This window comes from Cobetia sp. 14N.309.X.WAT.E.A4, from assembly GCF_030397495.1.
Taxonomy (GTDB): domain Bacteria; phylum Pseudomonadota; class Gammaproteobacteria; order Pseudomonadales; family Halomonadaceae; genus Cobetia; species Cobetia marina.
On the sequence record NZ_JAPNXT010000005.1, the window covers coordinates 261,156 to 287,451 of the forward strand.

General features: G+C 60.1%; 13 protein-coding genes. 6 read left to right on the forward strand and 7 right to left on the reverse strand.

Annotated features, from left to right (window positions below; genetic code table 11):
* Positions 1–22: 22 nt before the first annotated feature.
* Positions 23–1,111: an extracellular solute-binding protein gene (locus tag OW493_RS09515; RefSeq protein WP_240704327.1), complete on the reverse strand. Its 1,089-nt coding sequence runs from the start codon at positions 1,109–1,111 to the stop codon at positions 23–25.
* 574 nt (positions 1,112–1,685) lie between these two features.
* Between OW493_RS09515 and OW493_RS09520 the strand changes: the two genes are divergently transcribed.
* Positions 1,686–2,456, forward strand: coding sequence for a UTRA domain-containing protein (locus OW493_RS09520; protein ID WP_289863978.1), 771 nt, complete (start codon positions 1,686–1,688; stop codon positions 2,454–2,456).
* A gap of 150 nt (positions 2,457–2,606) precedes the next feature.
* On the opposite strand, the gene OW493_RS09525 is transcribed toward OW493_RS09520, so the two are convergent.
* On the reverse strand, positions 2,607–3,101 hold the full coding sequence (locus OW493_RS09525) for an NYN domain-containing protein (RefSeq protein ID WP_255304510.1): 495 nt from the start codon (positions 3,099–3,101) through the stop codon (positions 2,607–2,609).
* A 375-nt stretch (positions 3,102–3,476) separates the two neighbouring features.
* Complete coding sequence (locus OW493_RS09530; protein WP_289863979.1) at positions 3,477–3,896, reverse strand: hypothetical protein; 420 nt, start codon at positions 3,894–3,896, stop codon at positions 3,477–3,479.
* Positions 3,897–3,929: 33 nt separating this feature from the next.
* Here OW493_RS09530 and OW493_RS09535 point away from each other — a divergent pair, with 33 nt between their 5' ends.
* Positions 3,930–5,000, forward strand: coding sequence for an NAD(P)-dependent alcohol dehydrogenase (locus OW493_RS09535; protein ID WP_077375804.1), 1,071 nt, complete (start codon positions 3,930–3,932; stop codon positions 4,998–5,000).
* 150 nt (positions 5,001–5,150) lie between these two features.
* The gene (locus OW493_RS09540) at positions 5,151–6,014 is read left to right on the forward strand and encodes a PA4780 family RIO1-like protein kinase (RefSeq protein ID WP_084208521.1); all 864 of its coding nucleotides are present in this window, start codon (positions 5,151–5,153) and stop codon (positions 6,012–6,014) included.
* A gap of 108 nt (positions 6,015–6,122) precedes the next feature.
* Here OW493_RS09540 and OW493_RS09545 read toward each other — a convergent pair whose 3' ends face one another.
* From OW493_RS09545 to OW493_RS09555, 3 genes are all read right to left on the reverse strand, one after another.
* A complete protein-coding gene (locus OW493_RS09545) occupies positions 6,123–6,623 on the reverse strand; it encodes a DUF1456 family protein (protein WP_077377281.1) in 501 nt (166 codons plus the stop codon).
* Positions 6,624–6,805: 182 nt separating this feature from the next.
* Entirely contained in the window at positions 6,806–7,912 is a 1,107-nt protein-coding gene (locus OW493_RS09550; RefSeq protein WP_136939351.1) for an endonuclease/exonuclease/phosphatase family protein, read from the reverse strand.
* Between the two features lie 94 nt (positions 7,913–8,006).
* The gene (locus OW493_RS09555) at positions 8,007–8,936 is read right to left on the reverse strand and encodes a DMT family transporter (protein WP_084208522.1); all 930 of its coding nucleotides are present in this window, start codon (positions 8,934–8,936) and stop codon (positions 8,007–8,009) included.
* 374 nt (positions 8,937–9,310) lie between these two features.
* Between OW493_RS09555 and OW493_RS09560 the strand changes: the two genes are divergently transcribed.
* Positions 9,311–10,150 carry a cation diffusion facilitator family transporter gene (locus OW493_RS09560; RefSeq protein ID WP_289863980.1) on the forward strand — a complete coding sequence of 280 codons (840 nt, stop codon included), beginning with the start codon at positions 9,311–9,313 and terminating at the stop codon, positions 10,148–10,150.
* 187 nt (positions 10,151–10,337) lie between these two features.
* On the opposite strand, the gene OW493_RS09565 is transcribed toward OW493_RS09560, so the two are convergent.
* Positions 10,338–11,720: an NAD-dependent succinate-semialdehyde dehydrogenase gene (locus tag OW493_RS09565; RefSeq protein ID WP_084208524.1), complete on the reverse strand. Its 1,383-nt coding sequence runs from the start codon at positions 11,718–11,720 to the stop codon at positions 10,338–10,340.
* A 345-nt stretch (positions 11,721–12,065) separates the two neighbouring features.
* On the opposite strand from OW493_RS09565, the gene OW493_RS09570 reads away from it, so the two are divergent.
* Positions 12,066–12,506, forward strand: a complete 441-nt coding sequence (locus OW493_RS09570) for a low molecular weight phosphotyrosine protein phosphatase (protein WP_254696498.1) — start codon at positions 12,066–12,068, stop codon at positions 12,504–12,506.
* Between the two features lie 283 nt (positions 12,507–12,789).
* Positions 12,790–26,296, forward strand: a 13,507-nt coding sequence (locus tag OW493_RS09575) for a VCBS domain-containing protein (RefSeq protein ID WP_289863981.1), incomplete at its 3' end; no start/stop codon positions are given.

Sequence of the window (26,296 nt, forward strand, 5' to 3'; positions counted from 1 at the left end):
CGCTCTGGACAGAGGCCGGGGGTCACTGCTGGTGGATCAGTACCTGGGACTGCCACTGACGCGGCAGCTGTCGGGCACTGGCTTCCCAGCCGGCGAAGTCCTGTACCGGGCGGGCATTGGCGTACTGCTCGTTGGGCAGCAGCTTGGCGGCGATGTCTTCCGGCAGGGTCAGGTGCTCGGCACGGATCGGGCGGGCGTAACCTGCCGCCAGGTTCAGCTGGCCGGCATCTGACAGGATGTACTCACGTGCCAGCTTGGCGGCGTTCGGGTGAGCGGCATGCTTGTTGATGATGGTGGCGTAGCCCGAGGTGACGGAGGCATCCGAGGGGATGACCACCTCGAAGGTGTCGCGGTTGATCTGATCGCGATAGTTGAGCGCGTTGAAGTCCCACAGCAGGGCGACCTCCACCTCGCCCTTCTCCAGGTTGGCGATGCTCGGCTCGGCCAGTGACAGGCGTCCCTGGCGGGCCAGTTCGGCGAACACTTCCAGACCCGGCGTCAGGTCTGACTCGCTGCCGCCATTGGCGAAGGCTGCGGCCAGGATGGCGTTGTTGGCCTGGGACGCCTTGCCGACCGCGCCGACGGAGACCTTGTAATCGCCATTGGCGAGATCCGCGAAGGAAGCGGGGCGCTGATCTTCACTGACGAGTGTCTTGTTGATCATCAGGGAGATGGTGCCGGTGTAGCCCAGCATCCATTCGCCATCTTCATCCTTGGCCCAGTCGGGGATCTCGTCCCAGGTGGTCGGCTTGTAGGCTTGAGTCACGCCCTGCTTGACCGCGATGGGGCCGAAAGCGAAGCCCACGTCACCGATATCTGCCGTGGCGTTCTCGCCTTCGGCCTTGAACTTGGCGACTTCCTCGGCGGAGCTCATGTCGGTATCGCTGTGCGCGATGGAATACTTCGACTCGAGGTCTGCCCAGGTGTCTTTCCAGTTGGCCCAGCTGTCCGGCATGCCGACGCTGTCGACGCGGCCTTCTGCCTGGGCGGCCTTGAGCAGTGCGTCCGGCACTTCAGCGGCACTGACGGAGGCGCTGCTCAGCAGGGTGGCCATGAGGGCCGAGACCATCAGGCCGGCGGTACGGGGCGAGGTAGCGGTGAACGACTTCAATGACAATCCTCCCAGACGGGGTAATCAACGGATGCGAGAGTGCATTCCTGGCCAGCGAGTCGCCGAGGCGAGCAGGCAGGCGAGATGGGGTCAAAGCTGGTTATTGTCCTGCGCAGTCTTCCTCGAGACCTGCCACCTCAATTTCTGTGGTCTAGTTCAGTCTCGGGGCTGACATGACTTTACGCAGCGGTTGTGACAGTCGCGTGTCGTCACTATGTCAGTGTCGTGATGTCAGTGTCGTGGCAATGAGCCATCAGCCATCAGCGCTACATGTTTTGACGCAACGCTGCGTGATGCCGGCTGATTTCCTGACAATCCCCTGCATGACAGCGTGCTCCTGTGCTAGGCATCCGCCTCGGATTCTCACGCTCATCACATAGGAAGGCCTTGCGCTGTCACCGGATCGTCATGCCTGTGTCATGGTGCTCGGCGAGCGTGGGCTGACTCGCCTGGCGACGTCTACACTAGACCACAGCGATCGCGATTCTCGTGCCTTGTCATGATGGACACCTTGGATGACATGCAAGTGACTCGCCAGAAATCGCTCTCTTTCGTTATCTTTCAGGAACTTCGCATGCCTTCATCATCGATCGAGCCCACAGGTGACGACGCAACTTCCCTGATGCACACGGCGGATTTGCCCGTCACCGGGCTCAAGGGCAGGCTGCTGAACCATCTTGAAGCAGCGCCGCTGCATGCCTCGCAGCGACTGCCGTCCGAGCGTGAGATGATCGAGCGGTTCGGCACCACGCGAGTCACCTTGCGAGATGCCTTGCTGCAGCTGGAAGCGGAAGGGCGAATCTATCGCGAGAACCGCCGCGGCTGGTTCGTCTCGCCGCCGCGCCTCAGGTATGACCTGCTGGCATGTCTGCCTTTTCACGAGATGGTGCAGTCGCAGCAGCGGGTCGCTTCCACCGAGGTGCTGGCCGCTCAGGAAGTTCCCGCTGATGAGGTGATCGCCCAGCGTCTGGGAATTGCACGGGGCGCCGGGGTCTATCGCATCACGCGAGTGCGGCGCATCGATGGCCGGCGGGTGCTGCACGTCTGTCATCACCTGCGACGCGACTGCTTCCCCGGCATTCTCGATTTCGACCTCTCGGCGCATTCGCTGACGACGCTCTACCTTCACCAGTACGCCATTCGCATCCGGCGCGTGAGCTTCGAGCTGGCCTCCAGCGTGTTCGACGCCGAGACGGCCGTCGCCCTGAATGCGGCACCGGGTAGCCCGGCGCAGCGCATCACGCGGATCAACTTCGATCAGAATGGCCGTGCAGTGGACTGCGATGATGAACACTGGCGTCACGATGCCATCGAGTTGACGTTATCCGCCGCACCACAACGCTAGAGGGCAATCTGGCGACATACGCCACCAGTGTCCGGGACTTTCCTTCAACTCGACGAAAACGCCCGCAAGTCCTCCTCTGACGGGAAGGCTTGCGGGCGTTGTGGTAATGGCGTGCGTGACGTTGCCGTGGGGCATCGTGGGGGCAAGCCCTCAGCGCATCAGCAGCGTGTCATCTATCTCGCGGAAGTGATCAGCGCTGCGCATCAGGGCGAGGGCAGTGAGTGCCTCGACGCCGTAGACACGCGTCGTGACGGCATGGCGCGCTGCGACATGCTCCAGCAGCAGGGCGAAGTCACCATCGCCGGAGGCGAGGATGATCTCGTCGACGTCGGGGGCGGCTTCCATCACATCGATCGTGATGCCGACATCCCAGTCACCCTTGGCCGAGCCATCTCCTCGCTGGATGAAGGGTTTGAGCTTGACCTCGAAGCCTATCTCACGCAGGCGTTGCTGGAATTGCTGCTGCTTGGGGTCGCCACGGTCAATCGCATAGGCGTAGGCATGCGTGATGCTGCCCAGGGATTCCAGTTCGGCCCACAGTCGGCGGTAATCGAATTGCCGGCCAAAGGTGTCGCGGGTGGTGTAATAGATATTCTGGACATCGATGAAGACGGCGAGGCGCGTGGGCGAGTCGGATGTCGGCAAGGACGGTTGGATTGCGGGCGTGGGAGAGTTCGACATTGGCTGTCACAGGGACCGGAAGGCTGAATGATGTGCCTGAAACAGAGCAGGCAGGTACTGGAGGCGCGTGCTACGTGGGAGTCGTTCCGGTGTCGCGGGATGACTCAGGCATTGCGCCTGGCTCCGACGATGAGTGCTTGTGCTGCTGACACCATGCGAGGAGAGCGGATCTGTCTTTCTCTGACCTGTCTGGTGCTATCGGTTGAAAGCAGAGCTGTTCTAGGTAGCGCCATCTCGAGAGGAGGGCAGAGACCGGCCGCTGCCAATCATGGCGAGCAGCGGCTGGCGATCTTCTGACAGCTTGCCACGATCAGGCCGAGTCTGGGCCTGATGGAAGCATCAGTTGCCGGCAGCGGGATTGGAGGGCTTGGTCGGCTTGTGGCCGATGATCTGACCGCTGACGCCGGATTCAATCACTTCAACCTTGCCGCCACGATCGAGGAAGGCTTGCATCTGGGCTTCCAGCGAGGCGGATGTTTCAACAGCAGCGGGTGCTTTCTTCTTGGCAGCAGTACGAGTGTTGGCCATGCGGGACTCCGTTCCGAGACGTGAGGGGTGGAAGAGCATGATAACACGACTGCGTTTTTCCTGCTTGATCGCGTCAGAAGTAATTAAGAAGTGGTGATTTCGCTGCGTGATATGTTCGTGATGTCGTGATACACCAGCGGCGCTGTTGCGATGACACCAACACAGAGATGCCAGCAGACAGTGAGTCAGGGCGTTGAAAAGTGATCCAGGCGGCGACATCTTCTTCTTCACGTTGATACTTTTCATGATGCAAGGAGAGCTGGCATGGCGAACACCTTTGACGGCAACACCCGAAGCTACGCCCTCAAGTCCGATTCCGCCGATCTGGCGCCATGGAATTTCGAGCGCCGTCAGCCGCGCCCGGATGATGTGGCCATCGAGATCCTGTATTGCGGTGTCTGTCATTCGGACCTGCACGTCGGTCGCAATGACTGGGGCTTCACCCAGTATCCCATCGTGCCGGGTCACGAGATCGTCGGGCGAGTCACCCAGGTCGGCGATGATGTCAGCCAGTACAAGGTGGGTGACATGGTCGGTGTCGGCTGCATGGTAGATTCCTGCCGTGAGTGCAGCGCTTGTCACGAGGGGCTCGAGCAATACTGCCTCGAGGGCATGACCATGACCTACGGCAGCCCGGATCGCCACGATGGCAGCCTCACGCAAGGCGGCTATTCCGACAGGATCGTCGTCAGCGAGCGCTTCGTGGTGTCCATCCCTGACAAGCTGGACCCAGCGGTGGCCGCGCCGCTGCTGTGTGCCGGTGTCACGACCTATTCTCCGCTGCGCCACTACGGCGTGAAGTCCGGCGACAAGGTCGGCGTGATCGGCATGGGTGGCCTGGGCCACATGGGGATCAAGTTCGCCAAGGCGATGGGCTGTGAAGTCACCCTGTTCACGCGCAGTGAAGCCAAGGTGGCGGAAGCGCGCGAGAATGGCGTCGATCACGTCATCGTGTCCAGCGACGATGAGCAGATGGCCGCCGCGACCGAAACCTTCGATTTCCTGCTCGATACGGTACCGGTGCCGCACGATCTCAACCCCTACCTCAATACCCTGAAGTACGACGGTACCCATATTCTCGTCGGGCTGGTGCAGGAGGTGGACCCCGCACTGCAGGGCGGCAATCTGGTCATGAAGCGTCGCGTGCTGGCGGGCTCGCTGATCGGCGGCATGCCGGAGACCCAGGAAGTGCTCGATTACTGTGCCGAGCATGACATCACCTGCGATATCGAGATGATTGACATCCAGAATATCAACGAGGCGTGGGAGCGCATGCAGCAGGGCAAGGTGAAATACCGCTTTGTCATCGACATGCAGAGCTTGAAGAACGCCTGACACCTGTCGTCATACCATGCCAGGTCTGGTGTGATGCCATGAAAAAAGCCCCCGGTATCCTTCTGGATGCCGGGGGCTTTCGCGTCTGTCATGTCACAAAATTGTGATGGGGTGATTCCCGATCGAGGCGAAAACGCGTATAAGAACGCGATGAAAACGCCAAAGAGAATCCAGCCGCTCATAGATGACGGACTGGTCGATGAAGTGCTTCGCCCCTTGATGAGTGGCAAGGAAGCCTCGGTCTACGTGGTGCGCTGCGGAGAAGAGATTCGCTGCGCCAAGGTCTACAAGGATGCTGCCCAGCGCAGCTTCAAGCAGGCCGTGCTCTACCAGGAAGGCCGCAAGGTACGCAACAGCCGTCGTCAGCGGGCGATGGAGAAGGGCTCCGGTTTCGGACGCGACCAGCAGGAAGCCGCCTGGCAGAACGCCGAGGTGGATGCCCTCTATCGTCTGGCCGATGCCGGTGTGCGCGTGCCTCAGCCATACGGCTGCTTTGACGGTGTGCTGCTGATGGAGCTGGTCACCGACGACGATGGCAATGTGGCACCGCGCCTCAATGATGTCTCGATGTCGGCGGAACAGGCGCGTGAAGACCACGCCTTGATGATGCATTACATCGTTCGCATGTTGCATGCCGGCCTGGTGCACGGGGATCTGTCCGAGTTCAATGTGCTGGTCGATGACTACGGCCCGGTGATCATCGATCTTCCGCAGGCGGTGGACGCAGCGGCCAACAACAATGCCAAGAGCATGCTGGCGCGCGATGTCGCCAACATCACTGCCTACTACGCGATGTTCGCTCCGGAACTTGCCCAGACTCGCTACGCTGATGAGATATGGGCATTGTTCGAGGCCGGTGACATGGACCCGGATGTCGAGCTGACGGGTCTCTTCGAGGATGACCCCGAGGCACCGGACGTGGATGCGCTGCTCGAGAACATCATGGCCGCCATGGAAGAGGAGCAGGAACGCAAGGCGCGTCTGAAGAGTGCCGAAGACGGCGATGATGACTAGATGCTGAACGGGTGGAGCGCCGGGCATCAGGCCCGGTGATGATGCCTTGAGACACGACAACGCCGCTTCACGATGAAGCGGCGTTGTCGTGTCTGGCTGGCGGAGGCTTCAGGCGGGGTCGACGGCGTGCTGCTCGGTCTCCGGGTCGTGGCGACGGTGACGCAGCTCGATGCCCTTGAGCAGATTGCGCAGGATCTGGTCCTTGCATTCGCGGTAGTGGCGATGGTCCGGCTTGCGGAAGAAGGCGGACAGTTCCGACTTGGTGATCATCTCGAAACCGGCCAGCGCCAGAAGATCCAGCATGTCATCGTCCTTGAGCTCGAAGGCGATCTTGAGCTTGCGCAGGATCAGATTGTTGTCGAGACGCTTTTCCGGTGCGGGCTGAGCACCCTCGCGCTTGCCCCGCCGCACGTTGATCAGGCCATTGAGGAAGCTGGCCAGATCGATGTCCTTGATGCGCTGCTGGGCATCGTCGTCATCGCGCTTGAGCCAGTCACTGACCTGGGCGCGGGTGACTTCGTGGTCGGCGGCGGCGAAGGTGTTGATCATGTCGCTGTCGGAGAGATTGAGTGCGTAGCGCAGGCGACGGATGATGTCGTTGTTGGTCACGGGCGTGGGTCCGGTCTTTGAGGATGTCTTGAAGTTGCGTGGCGCGCCATGCATGGCGTCAATGGCGCGCAGCATACCAGATCAGGGTGGGGTGCCGCTCCATCCCGGCGCGCTTCCCGGCCGGGGTGGCAGACAGGGCGTGAGTCAGGGCGGCAGGCAGAGCCGCTAGCCGCCTTCGGTGATCAACGCCCGGGCGTCGGGACATCCTGATGACTGACGTCTTCGTCTTCCGCGGTCTCGCGTGCTTCGGCGTGATCCTCCGCGTCAGGCTCGGGCCTTTCATCGACGTGATTCGTCTTCTGGTTCGGGGTCAGTGCCAGCTCCGTCAGCAGCGGGAAATGATCGGAGCCGAAGGCTTCCATGCGAGCCACGCGCACCACGCTGAAATGCCGGCTATGGAAGAGGTGGTCCAACGGCCAGCGCAGCAAGGGAATGCTGGCATGGAATGTATTGAACATGCCACGGCCGACGCGTGGGTCCAGCAGGCCGGACAGTTTGCGGAACAGGCGTGTGGTGCGAGACCAGGCCACGTCGTTGAGATCTCCCGTCACGATGATGGGCTGCTCGCTCTCGGCCACGCTCTTGGCCACGATGACAAGCTCAGCGTCTCGTTCGCTGGACTCCTCGTTTTCGGTCGGGCTGGGCGGTGCGGGATGCAGGAAATGAGCGCGTATGCGATCGCCGCTCTTGAGCTCCAGATGGGCATGCATCGAGGGCACGTCATCTTCGACCAGGTAGTCGATGCTGGCGTCGTGCAGGGGCAGACGAGAATAGACATGCATACCGTAGAGGTTGTCCAGCGGGCACTTGAGCGTATGCCGGTAGCCATGCTCCGGCTCATCTCCCTCCAGGACATCCAGGCGGCTTTCCCACCAGCCATCGGACTCCAGGGTGACGAGAACGTCGGGTTGCTCGCGCCTGACGATCGCCAGCAGGGCGTCACTGTCGTGGTTGCTGGTCAGCACGTTGGCGGTCAACAGACGCACATGACGTGCGGGATCACTGTGCTGCGCGACGCCCGATTCACAGCGGGCGAGCCGGGTGTAGGGAATGATCCACTGCGCCTGGTAGATGAGCCCTGCCAGTGCGATGAAAGCCAGCGTCAGCCGCAGTCCTGTCGCGAGCTCGCCAACGAGAAGGTCGGCCACCAGCAGGGCCGCCCAGAGTACCGCCAGCTGCAGGCGGGGAAAGTCCATGATGCGGACGGACCAATGCCGCAGGCGCGTGAGTGGCAGCAGGGTGAAGGCTGCCATCAGCAGCGTGAGTACGCCGAGTAGCGTGGGGATCATGGGGGCTCCGGTGACAGGAATGGGGCGGGAAATCAAACGCTCAAGCGTCAGACATGGTGGCGACATGCCTGACACTCAAGTCAGGACGCTTTACTCACGAGGCAACCCGTCGCTGACGCCAGAGACGCGCGATCCATTGCCAGCGATTGATCAGCAGGGCCATGAAGATCAGTCCGCAGCCTGTCATCTGGATCAGGGTCATGCGCTCTCCGAACCAGGCCGCCGACATCAGGGCCGCCCAGACCGCTTCGAGCATCAGGATGACCGAGGCATGGCTGGGCGTAGTCAGGCTCTGTGCGTAAATCTGCAGGAAGAAACGCAGGGTGCTGGCGATCAGAGTGCTGGCCAGAAACCAGCTCAGGATGTCGAGACTGATGCCGGCCGGCCAGCTTTCGCTGATGGCCGACAGCACCAGGCAGGTGACGCCGGTGGTCATCAGCTGGATGGCTGTCAGCGGCAGGGCCGGGATATTGCGCACCAGACGTGAATTGAAGTTGAACACCAGGGCGAACAGGCAGGCAGCCCCGAAGATGAGCCATTGTGCCGGTTCAATATGAAAGCTTTCCGTAGCGCCGGGTTGTCCCATGCCCAACAGAGCGAAACCGAGCAGGGCGGTGGGCAGGGCGATCCAGGTGCTCATCGGCGGCCTGTCCTTGAACAGCAGGCGGGCGAGCACCGGTACCATCAGAATCCCGAAACTGTTGATGAACGCGATCACGCCGAGCTGCTCGGACAGTGCCACCCCCAATGACCAGCAGGCCATGGCGCCGCCAAACAGGACGCCGACTCCGCTGGCGCGCAGCTTGCGAGTAGTGGAGAGCTGTCTCAGCGAGCGAGCGTCGAAGATCGCCAGGATGAGGCCTGCCAGCAGGAAGCGGCTGCCGATGAACAGTAGCGGAGGCATACCGGCCATGGCTTCCTTGGAGAAGATCCAGCCTGCGGCGGCGATGATGGTGACCAGCAGGAGCAACAGATCGGCCTTGAAAGGCGAGCGGGAAGGCGTCGTCTCGGTAGTGGTGCTCATGGGGTGGCGTCGGTTCCTTTGGGCATGGGAATGTCTGATCTCTATCCTAACAAGCTGATACAGGCGGTGCTGTCATATATCGGAACTTGCAAATTCAACAATGGAGCTTGAATTCCGTGGCAGGATAAGTCTAATGCAGAGGGAATCGATAGCGTTGCAGCGATTGATCTCGCGGCTTTACACAAATGCAGGAATGGTGGTCAGGAGGCTGGATGGCGACATCGTCGCAGGACACGACATCGAAAGATCATGGGCATGAATCCGGACACGTGCATGCGCATGGTCATTCACACGGTCATCACCATGGCCATTCACATGGTCATGGACATCATGACCATGCACCTGAGGTGACCGCTGACAGCGAAAGGCGGGTCATGTTGGCGATGTGGCTGACCGGCGGGTTCATGCTGGCGGAAGTCGTCGGCGGGCTGGTGGCGGGCTCTCTGGCCTTGCTGGCGGACGCCGGCCATATGCTCAGTGATACCGTGTCGCTGGCATTGGCGTGGGGAGCGTTTCGCCTCGGACATCGCGCAGCGACCCGCAAGCTGACCTTCGGCTATGCGCGTTTTCAGGTGCTCGCCGCGTTCGTCAATGGCCTGACATTGCTGGTCATCGGGGTCGCGATCGTGATGGCTGCCCTCAAGCGCCTGTGGCTGCCGTCTGAGGTGCTGGCAGGGCCGATGCTGGCGATTGCCGTGCTCGGACTTGTCGTCAACATCGCGGCATTCTGGATATTGCACAAGGGAGATCAGGACAATCTCAATCTCCGCGGCGCCCTGCTGCATGTCATGGGCGACCTGCTGGGTTCCGTGGCGGCCATCATTGCCTCGCTGGTCATCATGACCACCGGCTGGAATCAGGCCGACCCGTTGCTGTCGATGCTCGCAGCGGTACTGATACTGCGCGGTGCCTGGTCGCTGGTGAAACGCTCGGCGCATACCTTGCTGGAAGGGACGCCGGAGCAACTTGACCACGAGGGAATCCAGGCGGGTCTGCTGACACTGGAGGGAGTGGATGGCGTGCATGATCTCCATCTGTGGGGCCTGACGCCTCAATCCCCGGTTGCCAGCCTGCATGTGGTGGTGGCCGATACCGGCATTCCCGGCGAGGTGCTTGAGCGGGTCCAGGCCTATCTGCTCGATACCCATGCGATCTCGCACGTCACGGTGCAGCTGGAAGGCGAAGCCTGTCTGCAGGGGTGCGTGTCTCGTTGAAGGAGACGGCTGGCGGCACGCAGACAGGACAAGTGATGCCGGCGCTCGTGCAGAGCCTGGGAGCCTTCTGACGCAAGACGCCCCGCTGAAAAGCGGGGCGTTGTTGATTGCAGCCCATGGGCTGCCTGACGTCGCGACATCGATGCCTCGAGAGCTCAGTGCTCAAGGACGTCGATGACGTGTCACCTCAATGCTTGGCGACATAGACGGTGCGGATGTTCATGAAGGCACCGAAGCCATATTCGCTCTGCTCACGACCATAGCCGCTGCCTTTGACACCGCCGAAGGGCAGCTGGGCGAAGGGCGTGGTCGGGCGATTGACGAAGCTCATGCCGGCTTCCAGCTGACGCGAGACACGCTCGCCGCGCTCGTCGTCCTTGGCCACCACCGTGCTGCCCAGACCGTAGGGGCAGTCGTTGGCGAGCTCGATGGCATGTGCCTCGTTGTCCGCGACCACCACGGAAGCGACCGGGCCGAACAGCTCTTCATTGAAGGCCGGATTGCCCTGGGTGACGTTGGTCAGCACCGTCGGCGGATACCAGGCACCCTCGCGATCCGGAATTTCGCCACCGCATTCCAGCTTGGCGCCGGCCTTGATGGCACGCTGCACCTGATCATGCAGGTCATCGCGCAGGTCCTTGCGTGACATCGGACCGATGTCGACCCCTTCGCTGAGCGGGTCATCCATGCGCATGTCCTTCACTTTCTCGATCAGACGTCTGGAGAAGTCCTCGGCGATCGACTTGTCGACGATCAAGCGCTTGGAGGCGGCACAGCTCTGGCCGGTATTGTCGAAACGTCCGGCGATGGCGAGATCCACCGCGCGCTCGATGTCGGCGTCATCCAGCACGATCAATGGATCGATACCTCCCAGTTCCAGCACGCTGGGCTTGAGCGCCGCACCGGCCTGCTCGGCGACCTTGCGGCCTGCCTCCTCGCTACCGGTGAGGGTCACGCCCTGCACGACAGGGTCATTGATGATGTCTTCGATCATCTCGGAGCCCACCGGCAGCCAGGTGAAGACGCCATCTTCGAAACCGGCCTCATGGAACAGCTGGGTGATCAGCTCAGCGCAACCCGGGACGTTGGAGGCATGCTTCATCAGGCAGACGTTGCCACCTGCCAGTGCCGGGGTCGCGAAGCGGATGACCTGATAGAGCGGATAGTTCCACGGCATCACGCCCAGCACTGCGCCGATGGGGTCCTTGACGATCTTCGCTCTGACGGCACCCTCGACGTCGCGCTGCTCGGTTTCCATCAACGTGGGCAGGTTGTCGGCGTAGAAACGCGCGATGCTGGAGGAGATCTGCGTCTCGCTGATGCCCTGCTGATACGGCTTGCCCATCTCATGGGCGATCAAGGTGGCAATGTCCTGCTGGCGCTGATCTATCAGGTCTGCCAGTGCGTGCAGACGTTTCGCACGTTCTTCCAGCGAGAGCTGACGATATTGCGGATAGGCAGTGCGCGTCTGTTCTAGTTTCTGCTGAACCTCGTCCTTGCTCAGCGTGGCGTATTCATTGAGAACCTTGTCATTGGCCGGATTGGTCGCGGTCAGTGTCTTGTTGCTCATCTTGCCTCCCTATCTGGGTGCTGGTTCAGCGAGTGGCCGAGCGGCGGATGTCACATGAGCGACATCGACCTTGGATCAGCCACCTCATTGGCTACACGACAAGAACTGGAGATGCCGCCGCTGACCTTCAAGAGCCGAGGTGATCGATCTGGCGTCATCTCAGTGTTGCCATTCGAGCACGCGCGTCCCCCTTGAAACGTCACAGGCCGCGTCCATCGAGCCTCGCAAGCCTGCCGCACGGGCTGCCAGCATGCGACAATGGCCCTCTGGTGTCCGGGCGCGGGAAAGCGTCTCCCCCCGGGCCATCGACATGAGTGCAAGCGTCACAAGGAAGAGGAAGTCAGCGTGTTCAACAATATTCTGGTGGTGTGTACCGGCAATATCTGTCGCAGTCCGGTCGGTGAGGCACTGCTGAAGCAAGCGTTGCCGGGCAAGACGGTTCACTCGGCGGGTGTGGGCGCATTGGTCGATCATCCTGTCGAACCCACGGCGGCTAGATTCGCTCTCGAGTCCGGTCTGGAGGTTGATGGGCATCGTGCGCGGCAGGTATCGGTCGAGATGTTGACGGCGGCGGATCTGATTCTGGTCATGAGCGATGGTCATCGTCGTGCCATCAACCAGATGGCCCCGCAAGTCAGTGGCAAGACGATGATGTTCGGCCGCTGGCTGGCGGGGGGGCAGGGCGAAGAGATTCCGGATCCCTATCGCAAGAGTGAAGAGGCCTTCCGGCACGCGCACCAGAAACTCGTGGACGCTGCGGCGCTGTGGGTGAGTAAACTCGGTTGATGTTTAGATTACGTATGTAAGAGAGTGTTTCGAGAGTTGTTGACAAGTAAGAGGAAGGGGCGCCGTAAGATTGCGGTCCTTCCTTTTTTTGTGCATGAAAATGCCTTTGTTGCACAGGCAATTAGCATTTCATCAATTTTTTTGTATATTCTATATCCCTTAAGCCATATAGATGCCTCAAGGTTCTCAGCCTCGCAGAAGGTCCTTTGTTGCGGGTTTTTGCTACGAACTGTATATTTTTGTTACCAGTCGTCTCATCACAATTACATTGGTGCCTTCTCTCATGCGCGAACTCGACCTCCAGGCTCTTGAGCCTCGTCTACTGTTGGATGCTGCTGCTGCTGTCACTGTCGCCGAGAGCGCCGACGTTTCGGCTGATGGCGACTCTCAGGCAACTCTCTCTGGCACGGAGGATGAGAGCTATTCGCTGTCGAGCTTGAGCGTGACGGATAGCGGGGATACCGATGAAGATGGAAATTCGGATGAGTACAAGCTTGAGCTGACGCTGGATGACGATGCCATCGCCGCCGGCGCTGCGTTCAGTACTGGTGGCACCAGTGTAGAACTTGAGGGTACGGCCGAAGAGATCAGTGCTGCGCTGGCCGACTTGTCCGTGACACCGGGTCAGGACTACACCACTGATATCACGCTGAGCATGACCCTCACCGAAGATGGAGAGGCGCGTGATAGCTTCGACTTCGTGGCTACACTGAGTGCGGTGAATGATAACCCGGTTCTCGTTGACCCGAGTGCCACGGTCACCGAAGAGGGCAGCTATACCTTCTCCATGGAAGCGCTGGGGTTGAGTGACCCGGATGTAACCAGTGGAGAGCAGAGTTATGATCAGCTGATCATCGAGATCGATACTCTGCCGACCAACGGTACGCTGACCTTCAAGGGCTCGCCAGTGGCGGTGGGTTCTACCTTCGATGCCACCCAGCTGGGCCAGTTGGTCTATACCCAGGATGGGAGCGATGTCGCGGCGGGAGATACTGACAGCTTCGCTATTTCCGTCGTCGATGGTGCTGGCGGTACGGCCAGCAGCACGCTGAACATAGCTCTGGAACCGCTCAACTCCGCGCCGAGCATTGAAGGCGAGCCTGTCCAGTTCGAAGGCGAAAGCACCTCACTGGGGCTGACCTATTCCGACGAGGAATCCGCACATGCGGACGCGGCTGAAAACGCCACCGTTACCATTACCGATCTCGGTAATCTTGCCGAGCGTGGAACCTTGTTCCTGGATGTCGATGGTGATGGTGAGGTGGATGCTGACGAGATCATCGATAGCAAGGATTCCGATTACGCTACCTTCAGCGCCGACCAGTTGGAACTGCTGTCCTTCGCCCACGATGGTGATGAGCCCGATGCCGTCTCGCCATATTTCACCATTTCGGTCACCGATGCCGGTGGCGGTGAAGTCTCTGGTGCCGAATCGACGACGGTGCGCACCGTCGATATCACCATTCTCGAGAATGATGATGACCCGACGCTGACGCCCAGCACGGTTGCGTTGGATTCCACTGCGAACGCCGATAGCACCGTCGCCATCACTACGGCTTCCTTGAATGCCGAAGACCCTGACAGCACCGCGGCGCAATTGGCCTATTCCATTGCGACAGAGCCTACCTACGGTCAGATTCAGCTCAACATCGGGACGCAGGCCTCTCCGCAGTGGATTGAGCTGATTGCGGGGACAACCTTTACGCAGGAACAGATCGATGATGGGCTAGTGCGTTATGTCCAGACCGAAACGGCGCCCGAGGGCACGACCAGTGATACTGGCTTTACCTTCACGCTGGTGGACTCCGAGTTCAAGGCATTCGATGAAGCCGGCGATGCCGGTACCTGGGGTGGTGTTGCTACTCCAACTGTTGGCACCTTGACCTTTACCGTTGACGACGGAGACGGCGGCGAGGGAGTAGATCCACTGGCTGAAATCGCTTTCGTGCCTACCAATACTGGCCTGGCGGTGAACGAGGCGATCTCCTCCACCGAAGCCACTACCATCACCAATTCAGACCTGCAGTATTCGGTCACGGCTGGGGCCTATACCTTCCCGACCAACCAGATCGTCTACACCGTGTCTTCGCTGCCGGAGAACGGTACGCTCTATGTCGATGGTGTGGCACTGAATGCCTATGGCAGCTTCACTCAGGCGGACATTGACGCAGGTTTGGTGACCTTCCTACAGGATGGCAGCGAAGACCACGATTCCAGTTTTGCCTTCATCGTTACCAATGGTGGTGACTTCTCTGAATCCGATACCTTCTCCCTCTCTTCGACGCCAGTGAATGATGCCCCTGTCGCGGGTGACTCCACCGTCGGTGTGCTGGAGCAGACCGACGATATTCTCGACTCTGATGGCAATATCGTCTCTGAGGGCAACGATGGCACCGTCTATCTCACCGAAGAGGATGTGGTGTTCTCGGACGTGGATGACAGTGAAGAGGGGCTTGATGGAGAGGGAGAGGTCGATGATCTGTGGTTCCAGATCACCACGACGGAACTCAGCGGCGGCATACTGGAAGTCTGGAATGGCAGCTCATGGGAGTCTGCCTCTTCGGATGTGTGGTATTCCCGGGACCTGCTGACGACGTCCGCTGATGGCGAAGACAGTGGCCTGCGTTATGTTCATGCCGGTGGAGAGCAGGTCGATCAGGATGATGCGACCAACAGCGACATCATCGACAGCTTCGATTTCATCGTGCGTGATGACCTGGATTCCCCGGACAACTTCTACGATACCGTCACTACTGACCCTGCCGATACGACGGCTGAAACCGGCAACGTCTCCAATACCGGTACCGTGACCATCGAGGTTACGCCCTTCAATGATGCACCGCTCATCCCGCTGACTGCAGACGCAGATGATCAGACCGTTGTGGATTCTGATGGTGTCTCGAGCACCTCTGCCAACAATGTGCTGACGCTCGGCGAGGGTGAATCCTCCGTCATCAGCAACAGCCTGCTGCAAGCGGTTGATAGTGATAACACCACCAATCAGTCCACCTACGTTCTCACGTCGGTGCCGGATAACGGCACTTTGACCTTGAATGGCAAGGTGCTGCGTGTCGGCAGTTCCTTTACCCAGACCGATATCGACAATGGCCTGCTCAAATATGAGCACGATGGCGGTGAGACCCGAGCGGATGACTTCACCTTTACCGTCAGTGATGGTCCGCTGACGACCCAGGAAGCCACCTTCAGTATCGAGATAGCTCCGCTGAATGACTCGCCGGAGATCACCTCGGCACAACCTGACGACAGGCTGATTCCATCAGGTGCGCTCGAGACACTTTCACTTGCGGGAGCCTTCACGGTAGGAGACGTCGATATCCTGGACAGCGAGACGGGTCTTGGTGTCGATGAGGGCGAAACCGACAGCATTACCGTCACCTTGACCCTCAAGGACGAGAATGGCGATGTCGTCCCTGTCACGGATGCGTTGCTGACGGCCTTGCCGACAGGCAGTGATTCTACCGTGACCACTGATGGCAATACTCTGGTGATCGAGGGAACGCTGTCTGCCGTGCAGTCGTCGCTTGATTCTCTTGAAGTCCAGATGGTGCTGACTGGTGAGGCCGGAGACTTCGATGAGCGCTGGACCGTCGAGGCTGTCGTCGATGATCGTCTTGATGACGGCTCCTTGAATGGCGGCGACGCCAATCAGGACAATGAGACGATCGGTGACGACTTCAATACCGCGACCGCGAGCATCGAACTGTGGGTGTCAACCGTCAATGACGCGCCGGTGGTGACGCTGCCGGATACTGACGGTCTGACCGTGACTGAAGACGGCGGCTATCAGGATATCGGCACCATCACGGTGACGGATGCCGACAGCTTCGATACCGATATCACCGTCGTGCTGAGCGTCCCGAATGGCACGTTGCAGATCACGGATGCGGGTGATGTGACTGTCAGCAACGATGGCACTGACACCATCACCCTGGTGGGAACTCAGGAAGAGCTCGCGATCGCCTTGGCAAACGTCCAGTACCAGCCGGATGCCAATGACAATGGCACCGTCGCGCTGACCGTCACCGCGACGGATACCGACCTTCATGGTGACAGCACCGCTCTCACCACGGTCGCCACCTCAGATATCACCATCACTGCCGTCAATGATGAGCCGGTACTGACCTCCACTACGCCGGTGCAGACGATGGATGATGGTCAGCCTCTGACCATCACTGGCGTGACAGTCTCTGATCCTGATGACTCCGCTCAGGATGTCTTCAACGACGTCCAGACCATTACCGTTAGTATCGATGAATCCGGTGCGCAGGGTGCGCTGAGCATGACGGATGGTATCGTCAGCGCTGATGGCACCGAGGTGACGCTGACCGGCACTCTGGATGACATCAACGACGCACTGGCAACGCTGGTCTTCACTGCTGATGACACTGATGCCGATGCGACGGCCACGCTCAATTTCAGTTTCAGTGATGATGGTAATGGTGATCAGGCAGTGCTGACAGCCCTGACCGCGACTGCCGCCGTGACCATCAACATCTCCGGCACCAACGATGCACCGACCATCTCTGCCCCGACTGGTACAACCACCGTGGTCGAGGATGGCAGCCTCACGCTGTCAGAGCTCGGAGTCACCCTGGATGATGCCGATGATTTCGGTGCTGACAACCTGACGCTGACGCTGACGGTGGAGCACGGCACCTTCAGCAATGGCACCAACACCATCACCTTCACGGGTACCGTCGCATCGCTTCAGGCCTCACTGGATAGCGAAGTCTATACTCCCGCAGCCGACTTCTATGGTGAAGATACCCTCAGCATCGTGTTCAATGACGCCGGCAATACCGGCCAGGGCGGTGCACAGATAGCGACCCGTGATATCACTCTCACGGTGACGCCGGTCAATGATCGCCCAGTGGCCGATGGCACCGATGAATCCATCATTGCCGTTGATGAAGACACCGCGGCAGTGGATATCGCCGGCACGGATCTCTATACCCTGCTGGTCGATCAGTACGATGACACCACCGATGATCAGACCGTTGAGAATGGCAATACCGCTGCCACCACAGAGACTGATCTGAGCTACGTTGCCATCGTCGGGAATACTTCTACCGACGCGCAAGGGGAGTGGGAGTATAGCACCGACGGTGGTAGCACCTGGGAGCAGATCCCGGGCAATCTGCGTAACAATAATGCCCTCATTCTGCCTGCTGATGCCGATATCCGCTTTGTGCCCGCCGACGACTTTAATGGTGTGCCTGGTACTCTGACAGTGCGCTTGGGTGATGGCAGCGCAGCATTGGTTGCCAGTACCGGTGCCGATGATCTTCGTAATCTAAACCAAACTGCCAATGGTGACCGCGATCTGACGACTGGTGTCTGGTCAAGCAGCACCATTGCCATCAATACCAGCATCACTGCCGTCAATGATGCCCCGACGACACCTGATGACAGTGTGATTCTCGCGGCCATCAATGAAGACGATACCGATCCGGCTGGCGCGACCGTCGCTGATCTGGTCGGCGACAATTTCGATGACGCCTCCGCCGATGATCAGACCCAGGAGGCTGTGTCGGGTGGCAGCTCTGCCAATGCGCTGGCAGGTATCGCCATCACCTCCAACCCCTCTGATGACACAGAGGGGACCTGGCAGTATTCCACCGATGGCGGTGATAGCTGGGTCGATGTTCCCGATGATGTCAGCGCCAGCAATGCGCTGGTGCTGTCGACGACTGATTCAGTGCGCTTCCTGCCGGCTGAAGATTTCAATGGCGACCCGGCAGGCCTGACCTACGTCGTGGCCGACGACAGTGAAGGTGATGTGACATCCGGAGCCAGCGTGAACGTCTCCACCTTCGATGAGACGGGCATCTGGTCCAGCGTCGACGATGCCGACACCATCAACACCACCGTCAATGCCATCAATGATGCACCGGTGCTCACTGGTAGCACGGCGCCGCAAGCCTTTGCCATCTCTGTTGCAGAGAATGATGGCGCAGGCACCGGCAGTGCCGAGGTAGCGTTGGTATCAGGCGCGTCGCTTTCGGATGTCGATACTGCCTTGGTCGGCGACAACTTCGGTGGCGGCACCATCACGGTCAGCATCGATGCGGCGACGGATGCCGATGTGTTCTCGGTCGATGATTCTCTTGATGGCTTCGCCAGCGCGACTCTGGTCAACGGCACCCTGACGGTGACGCTCGACTCCGGTACCACGGCAGCTCAGGTCTCGGCATTGATCGATTCACTGACCTACCAGAACACCAGCGATGATCCCGACACCGACACACGCGCCTACACCGTGGTCGTCAATGACGGCAACAATGATGGACTGGCCGAAATCGACGGCGACTCGCTGGCCAGCAATACGCTGACCGGCTATCTGAAAGTCGTCGACAACAACGACGACCCGGTAGCCGTGGCGGATGCCGACTCAACCGATGAAGGCGTCGCGCTGTCCACCGCTGATACTACCAGTCTGCTCGACAACGACACCGACCTGGACACGCCCACTGCCGACTTCACCATCACACAAGTGAATGGCAACACTGCCGGAGTGGGCACTGCTGTCTCAGGCAGCGATGGTGGCGACTTTACGGTCAATGCGGATGGCACCTGGAGCTTTGACCCAGGCACCGATTTTGATGGCCTTACCGATGGCGAGAGCGCCGTCACCACCATTACCTATCAGGTCAGCGATGGCGAGGGTGGTGTCTCTACCGCCACTGTCAGCGTGACCGTCAATGGTGTGGATGACATTCCCACGCTGACCCCGGACACCGGCAATGTCACCGAAGACACCAATGTGTCAGCGGATGATGAGCTGACCACCAGTGGCACGCTGGATGCTGGTACCGGTGGCGACACCGGCGAAGACAAATTCAGCGCTGAGACCGTGACCGGCACCTACGGCGAACTGACTGTCGATGCCGATGGCAACTGGACCTACAGTGCCGACAATACTCAGTCTGTCATCCAGCAGCTCAACCTGGGTGCCACCCTGACGGATACTTTGACGGTCACCAATGCGGACGGTGTCACCCAGACCACCGTCAGCATCACCATTACCGGCGTCAATGATGCACCGGTCGCTGTGGCGGATACTGGCACGACCGCAGAAAACGCTGATCTGAGCGTCGCGGCTGCCGCTGGCGTGCTGGCCAATGACACCGATATCGATACGGGCTCCACCAGCACTGTCAGCCAGGTCGCGGGGTCTAGCTCTGGCATAGGCACCGCTGTCGCCATGACGGGCGGTGGCACTGTCGCCATCGCCGCGGATGGCAGTTATGTCTTTGCGCCGGGCACCGACTTCGATGATCTCGCCGTGGGTGAGGCTGCGACCACCACCGTTGCCTATACCGTGCGTGACGACAACGGCGCTGAATCCAGCAATACCCTGACCATCACTGTCACCGGCGCTCAGGATGCTCCTGAAATTGCCGTGGAAGGTGCTGACAGCGCAGCGGAATCGTTGACCGAAACGGATGCATCGCTCGCGACTTCCGGCACCCTGTCCGTGAGTGATCTCGATACCACTGATACCGTGACTGCCAGTGTCACCACGGTAACTGCGGACGGTGACGCGGATACTCTCGACAATGCTGATCTGCTGGGCATGTTGAGTGTCGATGAAGGCACCCTCGTGGATGCTGCCAGCAATGACGGCACTCTCAGCTGGAGCTTCGACAGCTCAAGCGTCGAAGGGGAGGCATTCGATCATCTGGCGGCAGGGGAAAGCCTGGTGCTGACCTACACCGTCGAGGTGGAGGACTCTCAGGGAGGGACGGCCCAGCAAGACATCACCATCACCATCAACGGCACCAATGACGCGCCTGTCATCGCCCTTGAGGACGGCGACAGTGATTCCGCTGCATTGACGGAAAGCGATGCGCCGCTGAGCACGTCCGGCACTCTCTCGGTGAGTGATCTCGATACCACGGATGAAGTGACGCCGAGCGTCGAATCGGTTGCCTCCACCGGTGATACCAATGATCTGACCGATGCCGAGCTGCTGAGCATGCTCAGCGTGGATGCGGATGCGATCATCGATGACGCCAGCAACGATGGCACCCTGACATGGGAATTCGACAGCAGCAGTGTCGGGGGTGACGCCTTCGACTACCTCGCCGTCGGCGAGACCCTTGAGCTCGCCTACACCGTGCTGGTGACTGACAGCGAAGGCGCGACGGCTGAGCAGGTCGTCACCATCACCATCACCGGCAGCAATGATGCACCGCAGCTGGTAGCGGGTGAGCAGCCTGAGAATCAGAGCGACAATGATGGTGAAGCCATCACGCCGTTCATCGTTGCCGACGCTTTCACTGACATCGATAACGATGCGGACCTGACTTACTCGGCTGCCAATCTGCCTGACGGTATCGAGATTGATCCGACCACCGGTGAGATCAGCGGTACCTTGTCTCCGGATGCCTCGATTGGTGGTGACAACGATGACGGCATCTACACCGTCACGTTGACTGGCACTGACGAGAATGGCGCCACCGTTACCACGACCTTCACCTGGACTGTGGCCAACGTCGCCCCGCAAGCCTTCGACAACACTGCTGAGCTTGATGAAGGCGTTGCCATCAGTGATACCAGCACCACCACCGGTAATGTGTTGAGCGATGGCGACACCAATGGCGATGTGGATGTCGATGGCGGCAACGACACGGATACGCTGATCGTCAGCGCAGTGGGCGCCGGCGCCAATGCCGGGACTGACACGACAGCGGGGTCTGCAGTCACTGGCACCTACGGCAGCGTCACCATCGCCGAGGATGGCAGCTATACCTACACCCTGGACAACACCAACGCGGATGTTCAGTCGCTGGCCGTCGGCGAAAGCCTCAACGAGACCTTCACCTATCAGATCTCTGACGGCCAGGGTGGCTTCGATACCGCGCTGCTCACCATTACGACCAACGGCACCAATGATGCGCCGGTCATTGCCATCGAAGGGGATGACGCCGCAACCGCCGCGCTGGATGAGTCAGATATTGCGCTGAGTGCGACGGGTACGCTTTCTGTCAGCGACCTGGACACCAGCGATACAGTGACGCCGAGCGTCACGGCCGTCGCCTCCAGCGGTGATACCAATGACCTGACCAATGCTGAGCTGCTTGCCATGCTCAGCGTGGATGCCGATGCGATCATTGACGGTGCCAGCAATGACGGCACTCTCAACTGGGCATTCGACAGCAGCAGCGCTGATGCGGAAGCCTTCGACTATCTGGGAGAAGGTGAGACGCTGGTACTGGATTACACCGTGTTGGTGACAGACAGCGAAGGGGCGACTGCCGAGCAGGTTGTCACCATCACCATCACTGGCAACAATGATGCGCCGGTGCTCTCTGCGGATCCGGATGACCAGCCGGAAGATCAATCCAATGTCGACGGTGAGGCCATCACGCCCTTCACGGTGGCTGACGCCTTCACGGACATCGACACCACCGCGACGTTGACCTACAGCGCTGACGTGCTGCCGGCTGGCTTGTCCATCGACTCCGCTACCGGTGAAATCAGCGGCACCCTGACCAGCGATGCCTCTCAGGGCGGTGTGGAGGGTGTCTACACCATCACGCTGACCGCTACGGATGAATTCGGTGCAGACGTCAGCACCACGCTGACCTGGACCGTTGCCAACGTCGATCCTGTCGCCGAGAACGATGCTGCCTTCATTGATGAAGGTGTCGCCAGCAGCGATGCCAGCGACGTCACCGGCAATGTGCTGGGCGCGACTGGTGCCGGTGCCAATGATGAGGCCGACAGTGATGGCGGTAACGATGATGATGCTCTGATCGTCAGTGGTGTCGCCTTCGGTGCAGTGCCGGCCGCGTTCTCGTCTGCGGGTGACAGTGTGTCCGGCAACTATGGCTCCGTCGTCATTCTGGACGATGGCTCCTATACCTACAGTCTCGACAACACCGATGAGGGCGTTCAAGCGCTCGCGGTCGGTCAGGTGCTCAGTGAGACCTTCACCTATCAGGTATCTGATGGACAGGGTGGCTTCGATACCGCCTTGTTGACCGTCACCATCAATGGCACCAATGATGCCCCGGTCATTGCGCTGGAAGGTGATGACAGCGCGGCGGAATCTCTGACCGAGACAGACGATACCCTCGCCACGTCTGGCACCTTGTCAGTCAGTGATCTGGATACCTCGGACAGCGTCACGCCGAGTGTCGAATCCCTGGCCACGACCGGCAATGTCGATGGCCTGAGCGATGCCGAGCTGCTGGGCATGCTCTCCGTCGATGCCGATGCGATCATCGATGGCGTCAGCAATGATGGCACCCTGAATTGGGACTTCGATAGCTCGAGCGTCGCTGGTGAAGCCTTCGATCACCTCGCCGTCGGCGAAAGCCTGGTGCTGGATTACACCGTCCTCGTGACTGACAGCCAGGGTGCGACTGCCGAGCAGGTCGTCTCGATCACCATCAATGGCACCAACGATGCACCGATCATTGCCATCGAAGGTGATGACTCCGTTTCCGCTGCACTGACCGAGTCTGACATACCGCTGAACGCGACCGGCACGCTTTCCGTCAGTGATCTCGATACCAGCGATGAGGTCACTCCGAGTGTCGCCTCCGTCGTCACCACCGGGGATACCAATGATCTGACCGATGCCGAGTTGCTCGACATGCTCAGCGTGGATGCTGATGCGATCATCGATGATGCCAGCAATGACGGTACTCTCACCTGGACGTTTGACAGCAGCAGTGCTGCGGGCGAAGCCTTCGATCATCTCGCTGTCGGTGAGACGCTCGAGCTCGATTACACCGTGGTGGTCACCGACAGTCAGGGCGTGACCGCCGAACAGGTCGTGACCATCACCATCACCGGTACCAACGATGCGCCGGTGCTGGTGGCGGATGAACAGCCGGCGGATCAGAGCGACAACGATGGCGATACCATCACGCCGTTCTTCGTGGCGGATGCCTTCACTGACGTCGACAACGATGCCGTGCTGAGCTTCTCTGCGGACAATCTGCCGGACGGAATCGCGATTGATCCGACCACCGGTGAGATCAGCGGCACGCTGTCTCCGGATGCCTCCATCGGCGGTGACAATGCTGATGGCACCTACACCGTCACCCTGACCGCGACGGATGAAAATGGCGCCACCGTCACCACGACCTTCACCTGGACCGTGGCCAACGTCGCGCCGGAAGCCTACGACAATGTGGCGGACCTCGAAGAGGGCGTCGCGACCGGCGATACCAGCACCACCACCGGCAATGTCCTGACCGATGCGGAACCGGATACCGACACGGATGGCGGCAATGACAGTGATGCTCTGATCGTCAGTGGTATCGGTGCTGGCGCCAACGCCGGGACTGCGAGTGCCGTTGACACTGATGTGACTGGCACCTACGGCAGCATCACCATTGCAGAAGATGGCAGCTACACCTACACGCTGGACAACACCAACGCGGATGTTCAGGCGCTAGCTGTCGGGGAAAGCCTCAACGAGACCTTCACTTACCAGATCTCCGATGGCCAGGGCGGCTTTGATACCGCGCTGCTCACCATCACCATCAACAGCACCAACGACGCCCCGGTCATCGACATTGATGCGGATGACAGTGCATCCGCTTCCTTGACGGAAACCGATGCGACTCTGAATGCCTCTGGCACCTTGTCGGTCAGTGATGTCGATACCACCGATGAAGTGACCCCCAGCGTCGCCTCCGTCGTTTCTACCGGTGACACCAATGGCCTGAGCAATGCTGAACTGCTGAGCATGCTCTCTGTTGATGCCGATGCCATCATCGGTGACGCCAGCACCGAGGGTACGCTGAACTGGGAGTTCGACAGCAGCAGTGTCGAAGGTGAAGCCTTCGATCATCTCGCTGTCGGCGAGACGCTCGAACTCGATTACACCGTGTTGGTCACCGACAGCCAGGGCGCGACGGCCGAACAGGTCGTGACCATCACCATCACCGGCACCAACGATGCGCCGGTGCTGGTGACTGACGAACAGCCGGCAGGTCAGAGCGACAACGATGGCGATACCATCACGCCGTTCTTCGTCGCGGATGCCTTCACTGACGTCGACAACGATGCCGTGCTGAGCTTCTCTGCGGACAACCTGCCGGACGGTATCGCGATTGATCCGACCAGTGGCGAGATAAGCGGCACGCTGTCTCCGGATGCCTCCATCGGCGGTGACAACGATGACGGCATCTACACCGTCACCCTGACCGCGACGGATGAGCATGGCGCCATTGTCACGACGACCTTTACCTGGGCCGTGGCCAATGTCGCGCCGGAAGCCTACGACAACGTGGCGGACCTCGAAGAGGGCATCGCAACCGGTGATAGCAGCACTACCACCGGCAATGTCCTGACCGATGCGGAACCGGATACCGATACGGATGGTGGCAATGACAGCGATGCTCTGATCGTCAGTGGTATCGGTGCAGGCGCCAACGCCGGCACTGCCAGCGCAGTGGATACTGAGGTGACTGGCACTTATGGCAGCATCACCGTCGCTGAAGACGGCAGCTATACCTACACGCTCGACAACACCAACGCGGATGTTCAGGCGCTGGCTGTCGGAGAAAGCCTCAACGAGACCTTCACTTACCAGATTTCCGATGGTCAAGGCGGCTTTGACACGGCGCTGATCAGCATCACCATCAACGGCAGCAACGATGCGCCGGTCATCGCCCTCGAAGGCGATGACAGCGCGAGCGAGTCGCTGACCGAGACGGATGACACTCTGACCACCAGCGGCACGCTGTCTGTCAGCGATCTGGACACCACCGATGACGTCACGCCAAGCGTCACTGCCGTGACCGCCACCGGTGACACCGATGGCCTGACCAATGCCGAGCTGCTGGGCATGCTCTCCGTCGACGCCGATGCCATCATCGATGGTGTCAGCAACGACGGCACGCTGAACTGGACCTTCGATAGCTCAAGCGTCGCCGGTGAAGCCTTCGATCACCTCGCAGTGGGCGAGAGCCTGGTGCTGGATTACACCGTGGTCGTCACTGACAGTCAGGGTGTGACCGCTGAGCAGGTGGTATCGATCACCATCAATGGCAGCAACGATGCCCCGGTTATCGCCCTCGAAGGCGATGACAGCGCGGCCGAGTCGCTGACTGAAACGGATGACACTCTGACCACCAGCGGCACGCTGTCTGTCAGCGATCTGGACACCACTGACGACGTCACGCCGAGCGTCACCGCGGTGACCGCCACCGGTGACACTGATGGCCTGACCAATGCCGAGCTGCTGGGCATGCTCTCCGTCGACGCCGATGCCATCATCGATGGTGTCAGCAACGACGGCACGCTGAACTGGACCTTCGATAGCTCAAGCGTCGCTGGCGAAGCCTTTGATCACCTCGCCGTGGGCGAGAGCCTGGTGCTGGATTACACCGTGGTCGTCACCGACAGCCAGGGTGTGACCGCTGAGCAGGTTGTCAGCATCACCATCAACGGCAGTAACGATGCGCCGGTCATCGCCCTCGTAGGTGACGACAGCGCGAGCGAGTCGCTGACCGAGACAGACGACACCCTGACCACCGCCGGTACGCTCTCCGTGAGCGATCTGGATACCACCGACGACGTCACGCCGAGCATCACGGCCGTGACTGCCACCGGTGACACCGATGGCCTGACCAATGCCGAGCTGCTGGGCATGCTCTCCGTCGACGCCGATGCCATCATCGATGGCGTCAGTAACGACGGCACGCTGAACTGGACCTTCGATAGTTCCAGCGTCGAAGGCGAGGCGTTCGATCACCTCGCAGTGGGCGAGAGCCTGGTGTTGGATTACACCGTGGTCGTCA